This is a genomic window from Arsenophonus sp. ENCA (genome assembly GCF_002287155.1).
In the GTDB taxonomy this organism is placed as follows: Bacteria; Pseudomonadota; Gammaproteobacteria; order Enterobacterales; family Enterobacteriaceae; genus Arsenophonus; species Arsenophonus nilaparvatae.
Window position 1 is genome coordinate 1 of record NZ_NHNG01000737.1, and the last position, 6,092, is coordinate 6,092.

Annotated in this window: 4 protein-coding genes and 3 pseudogenes; all 7 read right to left on the reverse strand. The window is 39.7% G+C overall.

Annotated elements, in window-relative coordinates:
* Nucleotides 1–120: 120 nt before the first annotated feature.
* A pseudogene (locus CBG25_RS19175) lies at nt 121–774 on the reverse strand (TIGR01212 family radical SAM protein); the annotation flags it as partial.
* A 10-nt stretch (nt 775–784) separates the two neighbouring features.
* The gene (gene kdsA, locus CBG25_RS19180; protein ID WP_290608651.1) at nt 785–1,639 is read right to left on the reverse strand and encodes a 3-deoxy-8-phosphooctulonate synthase; all 855 of its coding nucleotides are present in this window, start codon (nt 1,637–1,639) and stop codon (nt 785–787) included.
* Nucleotides 1,640–1,685: 46 nt separating this feature from the next.
* Nucleotides 1,686–2,494: pseudogene (sirB1, locus tag CBG25_RS19185) on the reverse strand (invasion regulator SirB1).
* Nucleotides 2,478–3,329 carry a peptide chain release factor N(5)-glutamine methyltransferase gene (gene prmC, locus CBG25_RS19190; RefSeq protein WP_290608653.1) on the reverse strand — a complete coding sequence of 284 codons (852 nt, stop codon included), beginning with the start codon at nt 3,327–3,329 and terminating at the stop codon, nt 2,478–2,480. Before prmC ends, sirB1 begins: the two are co-directional and overlap by 17 nt.
* Nucleotides 3,329–4,411 (reverse strand): peptide chain release factor 1, encoded by a 1,083-nt coding sequence (prfA, locus tag CBG25_RS19195; protein ID WP_290608656.1) that lies wholly within the window; start codon nt 4,409–4,411, stop codon nt 3,329–3,331. Before prfA ends, prmC begins: the two co-directional genes overlap by 1 nt.
* Nucleotides 4,412–4,440: 29 nt before the next feature.
* Nucleotides 4,441–5,703 (reverse strand): glutamyl-tRNA reductase, encoded by a 1,263-nt coding sequence (gene hemA, locus CBG25_RS19200; RefSeq protein ID WP_290608658.1) that lies wholly within the window; start codon nt 5,701–5,703, stop codon nt 4,441–4,443.
* Nucleotides 5,704–5,893: 190 nt separating this feature from the next.
* Nucleotides 5,894–6,092 (reverse strand): annotated as a pseudogene (locus CBG25_RS19205) (IS701 family transposase); the annotation flags it as partial.

Here is a 6,092-nt window from a genome sequence, read left to right on the forward strand (position 1 = left end):
CCTTTATTGATGATACCTTCTTACTCCTTAGCGCAGGTCTTTGGAATTTCCATCTCAGAACAGCGTAAAATTTACTTCAATCACCGAAACACCCTTATTTCACTATTAAGCAACACGCTTAATATGTAATGGATGCAATTTAATACCATCAACACCTGTATCGATAACACGAGATATTGTTTGCAGATTTTCGCTAGCTGTTTCACCTGGTAGGCCAACAATTAGGTGAACACAAACATTTAATCCCTTTTTGCCGGCAATTTGAGCAATTTTTTGATAACTGGCAAAATCATGGCCTCGATTGATCTTTTTTAGGGTTTTATCATGGGATGTTTGTAAACCTAGTTCCAACCAGATTTCATATCCTTGCTGCTGATATTCTACTAATAAATCCAATACTGGTTGCGAAACACAATCTGGTCGCGTACCGACACAAAGTCCAACAATATTAGCCTGATTTAATGCCTGTTGATATAACGCCTTTAAAATTGAAACTTCAGCATAAGTATTGGTATAAGCTTGAAAATAAGCCAGATAACGTTGAGCACGATGGATTTTTTTTACTTTTTGTGCAATCTGTTGCTGGATGGAAAATTGCTGTTGCTGCTCATCGGAAAAAGAAGCAACATTGCAAAAGGTACAGCCGCCACGTCCTAAGGAGCCATCACGATTAGGGCAATTAAAACCACCGTGCAAACTGATCTTATGAATTTTTTCACCATAGCGGCGCTGAAGATCAGCGCCAAACATAGTAACAACATCATTTAACTGCATAAAATAACAATTAATTAGCGGTATCTAATTGGGTAAAGCTTTTCACCAAATCATCGATAGCTTTAACTTGTTCAAGAAATGGCGCTAATTTTGCCAATGGCAGTGCTGATGGCCCATCACATTTTGCGTTAGCCGGATCAGGATGTGCTTCCAGAAATAATCCCGCTAAACCGACTGCCATACCCGCTCTCGCCAACTCAGCAACCTGTGCACGGCGACCGCCGGAAGCAGAACCAAAAGGATCTCGACATTGCAATGCATGAGTAACGTCAAAAATAACCGGAGAACCCTTTGATACATTCATCATGACATTGAAGCCTAACATATCGACAACCAAATTATCATAACCAAAGTTTACCCCACGATCACAAAGAATAACTTTTTCATTACCTGCTTCTTTAAATTTATCAACAATATTTCCTATTTGTCCAGGGCTTACAAATTGGGGTTTTTTAACATTAATGACTGCACCGGTTTTGGCCATCGCTTCAACCAGGTCAGTTTGCCTGGCTAAAAAAGCCGGTAGTTGAATAACGTCAACCATCTCAGCAACCGGTGCCGCTTGGGCTGCCTCATGAACATCCGTAATTACCTTAACGCCAAATGTTTGTTTGATTTCTTGAAAAATTTTCATTCCTTCTTCAAGCCCAGGGCCGCGATAGGAATGAATCGAAGAACGGTTCGCTTTGTCGAAGGAAGCCTTAAAAACATAAGGAATGTTAAGCTTGTCTGTTACGGTGACATAATGTTCGCAAATCTTCATTGCCAGATCGCGCGATTCAAGCACATTCATACCACCAAATAATACAAATGGTAGATTATTTGCCACTTTGATATCATCAATGGCGACTACTTTATATTGCATGCTTTTACCCTTTCTATGACAGCAAATTAGTGACGATTTTTAATGATCAATGCAATATAATCTGCTGCCCTTCTATTGAATAGATTTGCATTTTTATCATTTCAGAAACAGGATCTTCTGGACATTGCTCAACAAAATAATTTAAATCAGAAATGGCAACATGATTACATTCAAGATGAGCAAAAATAAGTCCTCTATCACGTATTTCATAAGGATCTTTCGGATCAAAAATTAATAATGTTTCACAAACTCTTAGCGCTTGTTCCATTTTTTTTCTTCCATCAACGCTGCTTTTATTGTATCAAACATTTTTCATATGATAATTCTATGCGCAGTTTCTTCTATATCTTTTCGCGTCAGATGAGCAAAAAGGCTAATTGTTCCCTTGACCCATAAATCAAGCATCTGCTCGGTGAGCGTTTCACCATTTATCGGGTTAATATACCAATAACTACCATCTTCTCGGCGAACACATAGAATAAGCTGAGTCAGAAAAATAATCGGCATCACCGGCAACTGCAATTGAATGGCAACATGCAAAAAAATTGTCCCCAATGATACAGGTGCCCCCTGTCTTGCTATTAGCACTTTATCCAGCCAAAAGGCCTCAGAAAGCGAATAAACCCCCGTTACACCGCTAAAAAGCCAGTCTCGATAAAATAACTTTAGTAATATAGATACTTGCGTTTCTATATCATCATCAGCTTGTATTGTTTGTCTTGCTTCGGCAACCAGAAGCCTAAGTTGTGCATTGACTTGTTCAACAGGAAAATCTGGCCGAATAATCCGTGAAACAAGTATAATACCTTCGCTCAGTGGTGCTTTATTAAATTCAAAATCAGCTATGGTTTTCATCATATTTCCATTGACCTACTGTAATACGATCATTACCACCATAATCCTGAAAAGTTACTACCTGTTGATAATGATGACAGGAAAATAACCGCCTTACTTGCCTTCCCTGCAACCACCCGTGTTCGAGTAAAAGCCATCCCTTATTAGCTAAATAGTTACGCGATTGTTCAATTATCAATTGAATATCAGCCAACCCATGATTAGCCGATATTAATGCTGTTTTAGGTTCAAAACGCACATCACCTTGTTGTAAATGTGGATCACATTCATCAATATAAGGTGGATTACTGACAATCATATCAAATTGCTGAATAGGTAGTGAAGTAAACCAATTACTTTTGCAAAATTGGACATTATTAATTACCAAATTATTTGCATTAAGTTGGGCTAGCGTAATTGCCACATCACTAATATCGATACCAACTATCTGCGCTTGCGGACACTCTGATGCTAAAGCTAACGCCACAGCACCGGTACCCGTCCCCAAATCTAATATTTTTACGGCTTGCTTTTCTGGTAATAATTGTAATGCTCGCTCAACTAAGCACTCTGTATCCGCACGAGGTATTAACGTAACAGGCGAAACTTTCATTGATAACGACCAAAACTCTTTTTCTTCTACTAAATAGGCGATAGGCTCACCCTTAGCCCGACGAGCTAATAGATGTTCAAGCTGTTGTTGTTGCTTAACGGTTAATTCTGTTTCGCCAAATGCAATAAGGAAAGTCCGTGTTTTGCCGGTTATATATTGCAACAAAATTTCAGCATCACGTTTAGCGCTATCACTATGGCAAAGTTTATTAGCCGCATAGGCTAACCAATGCTGATAATTCATTAATCCTGCTCTGATAAAGCAGAGAGTTGATCTGCTTGATATTCGTTAATAATCGGTTGAATTAACATATCTAATTTTCCCTCTATCACTTCATCTAAACGATAGAGAGTTAAATTGATACGATGATCAGTAATGCGGCCTTGGGGAAAATTATAAGTTCTGATCCTATCGGAACGATCACCTGATCCGAGTAAATTACGGCGCTCAGATGCTTCTGCTTCACGGCGTTTTTTCACTTCCGATGCACGAATACGGGCAGATAAAACTGACAGCGCTTTGGCTTTATTTTTATGCTGAGAACGTTCATCCTGACACTCGACCACAATTCCGGTTGGAATATGGGTAATACGGATCGCGGAATCAGTGGTATTAACGTGCTGTCCGCCAGCACCTGATGAACGAAAAGTATCAATTCTTAAGTCACTAGGGTTGATATCCGGTAGCTCTGTTGCTGGAATTTCAGCCAGAATGGCTACTGTACAAGCAGAAGTATGAATACGCCCTTGAGATTCAGTCTCCGGTACGCGCTGGACACGATGTCCCCCTGACTCAAACTTTAGACGGCCATATACACTATCACCAGAAACTTTGGCGATAATTTCTTTGTAACCACCGTGTTCTCCTTCACTAGCATTCATAACTTCAATCCGCCAGCGACGAGATTCAGCATAGCGGCTATACATTCTAAAAAGATCACCGGCAAATATTGCCGCCTCATCACCACCGGTACCGGCCCGAATTTCTAAAAAGCAATTTTTTTCATCATCGGGATCTTTTGGTAATAATAAAATCTGTAATTGTTGTTCAAATTCTTCATTACGCTTTTTCGCTTCTTTTAATTCGTCCTGAGCCATCTCGCGCATTTCAGGATCATGCAATAATATTTCAGCCGTCTCAATATCTTGCTGAACAGTGCGCCATAACTGAAAACATTTGGTTACATCTGTTAACTGCGCATACTCCTTTGACAACGCCCGGAAACGCTCTTGATCTGCGATCACTTCAGCATCAACCATGTGTGCTTGAATTTCTTCGTAGCGTTCCTGCAATGCTTCTAACTTAGCAATTATTGAAGACTTCATTCGTTATGTTAGACCTTACTAAAGGTAGTTTAATTTTGCTCCAGTCCTAAGCTATCTTTTAAAATATTAAGACGGTGAATATCACCATCTGTCGCTGCTTGCTGGAGTGATTTGGTTGGTGTGTGGATCAGGCGATTCATTAACTGATAGGTCAATTGATTGATCACTTGCTCGCTATCTGCACCATTTCGCAGCGAAGCAAGTGCTTTTTCTGCCATTTCAGCCCTAATTTGCTCTGCCTGACCACGATAATCACGAATTGTATTGACTGATGACTGAGAACGCAACCAATCCATAAAATAAGCACTTTCTTGCTCAACAATAAGCTCAGCCTGAACTGCCGCCATTTTCCGTTGTTCGACATTGCGTTGCACAATCGCATGCAAATCATCAACGCTATAGAGATAAATATTATTTAATCTGTCAACATCAGCTTCAATATCTCGCGGAACAGCAATATCAATCAGCAACATCGGCTTATTACGGCGAACTTTCATTGCCCTTTCAACCATCCCTTTACCAATGATCGGTAAAGGGCTGGCAGTAGAACTAATCACAATATCCGCGTCGGCTAAACGGGTATCAATTTCAGCTAAAGTGATAACTTCCGCACCAACTTGATTAGCAAAACGTGCAGCGCGTTCTCGAGTTCGGTTAGCGATAATCAAATGCTTAGCATGATGTTCACGCAGATGGCGCGCAGCTAGTTCGATAGTCTCGCCGGCACCGACCAGTAAAATATGCAATTCAGACAGTGATTCAAAAATCTGGCGAGCCAGCGTACAAGCGACAAAAGCAACCGAAACTGCATTAGCGCCAATTTCGGTTTCCGTACGAATACGTTTAGCAACTGAAAATGAGCGTTGAAATAAACGCTCCAACTCACTAGATAACTTTGTATAGTGCTGAGATTTAGAAAATGCTTGTTTAACTTGACCTAAAATTTGCGGCTCACCTAAGACTAATGAATCTAATCCACTGGCAACACGCATTAAGTGGCTAACAGCAGCATTATCCTGGTGCCAATAAATACTTGTTCTAACATCATTTAAATTTAAACGATGATAGTTACATAACCAATCAATTAATTGATCTTGTAGGGATTCTTGTGAATCAACGCATAGATAAAGCTCAGTACGGTTACATGTAGAGAGCACAACGCCACTATGAACAAGTGGCTGCTGAAGTAAATTATCCAGTGCGTGTTCAATTCTTTCCGGCCCAAAAATTAACCATTCACGTAACGTTATAGGCGCGGTTTTATGGTTTATACCAAGTGCAAGTAATGTCATATTCACTAAATCAAGTAACTAAATGGTTTCTAAACATCTGTTAAGCACACAAAAATAAAACCAATAACTTTAATAAGGAAATTTTGAGGTAGTATTTTACTTTATGCAACTAGGCAATTAAAGATGTTAAACTAAGCAAATGAATAATTCGGGCATTTTTTCCCAATTATAGTTACATTTACCTTAGGACTTACGCAAATAGCATAATAATTGTAGGCTTTTTGAGCTGCTGACAAAGATAATCATCGAGCAATCCTCGCTTAATACGATAAAGCGTTTTGCCTGTACTTCGAGCAATTTGAGCTAATCGGGTCCAGACTAAAAAAGCACATGCAATATGATTGCGTTGTATCCGAGCATTGCGACATTGGCATTTTTCGAGTCCAGTG